The 1,448-nt window shown below is 41.2% G+C and carries 1 pseudogene; it reads right to left on the reverse strand.

Annotated elements, in window-relative coordinates:
• Positions 1-797, reverse strand: a pseudogene (locus FKM52_RS21390) (hypothetical protein); the annotation flags it as partial.
• Between the last annotated feature and the right edge of the window lie 651 nt (positions 798-1,448).

The raw sequence follows: 1,448 nt of genomic DNA on the forward strand, positions 1-1,448 counted from the left end.
CAGGTAAACACCGCTTTAATGAGCGCCAGATGGCGGTTGCGGGTGGCTGGCTTGAGATCGAGAGCATACAGATAGCTCAGAATATCCGCCTCCGTCATACCTGCCAGCTTTTTGTCACCGAGAAGAGGGCGCAGGTATTTACGGATCTTAGAAAGGTCGGTGTTAGCTGAACGCTTAACGCCCGTGCTGAGTACGCTTTTCTCATACTCATCCACAAGCTCATTAAACGTCATTTTACTGTGAGTAAGAAAACGCTCACCGTAAGCCTCAACGGCGGTCTTGAGCTCCTGAATTATTTTAAAGGCATGCTCCCTTGCATCTTTAATTGAAATTTCCGGGTAGCCTCCTACGGCAACGTAGATATTCTTTCCGCGAATACTTTTGCGGACAATAAATTTAATGCGACCTGATGGATAGAATATTGCCTTAAGTCCGGTTAACTTCTTATCGCTGGTCTCGATTGTTTGTGCAGCTTGTACTGCACGGATTTTATATTCATCAAAAAGGGCTTTAGTAAAAACACCTCCAGTATTTTTAGGTGCAACCCCTGGATATTCTACAACATCAGATACTCCAGAGTCGGAATACCCCTGAGCTTCCACATCTACATTGAAGGAATTTTTATGAGCAGCTGTGATGCTCTTTTCATCCAGCACTTGCGTTATTTTATTTAAAGGGTAATTAACATTCATAATATGTACATGGTCCTCTGAAAATTCAGATGATAATGAGTAATTTAATATGTCGGCCAACAATGGGATAAGCTTATTTATTCGTGGCATCACTTTCAAGCCCATGAAAAATCAGCTCTTACATGCCCATTGACATTTAATACTCAAGTCAGAAAGACCATGATGATTCATCAGGAGTACTCCTGCTCAGGGAAAAGGGAAAATAGCGTTAAACCCTATAAAAAAATTGTGTTCCGGATGCATCGCCCAAAGTAAGTCAACTTTTGAGGCCCTGAAATAAGAAAATGGTAATAGACCCCACCGATTTTCGACTAAAAAACAACCCAATAAGGCATTTAAAATTAATGCTATTTAAATCAATAGATTAAAGTGATGATTTTGACAATATGCAGCCCAACTTAAGGGTAAATCAACCTTTCAACAATCAAAACCACACTCCATTAATTTTTATTATTGTGACAATCATCACATTTTACACCTGCGGGTGCTTTGATTTTGTACATTCACAAAGCTCACCAACCCCAACGACTATGAACGTAAAAAACCTCTTTTTATGCACATATTATTTCCATGTAAATCAATTCATTATGGAGATAATCATGTTCAAGCTCACGACACCCACCAGTCTTCCCCTTCTCAACCTGCCCGCCTCCGCACTGGCGGCCCTCAGCAATGAAATTCTTGGCCCCGTAGATGATATCGACCTGTTTACTGCTTTCTGGAACGAAACAAGAACCCTGCTCTGGCATCTCAACC

Source organism: Mixta tenebrionis, assembly GCF_006517625.1.
GTDB lineage: Bacteria > Pseudomonadota > Gammaproteobacteria > Enterobacterales > Enterobacteriaceae > Mixta > Mixta tenebrionis.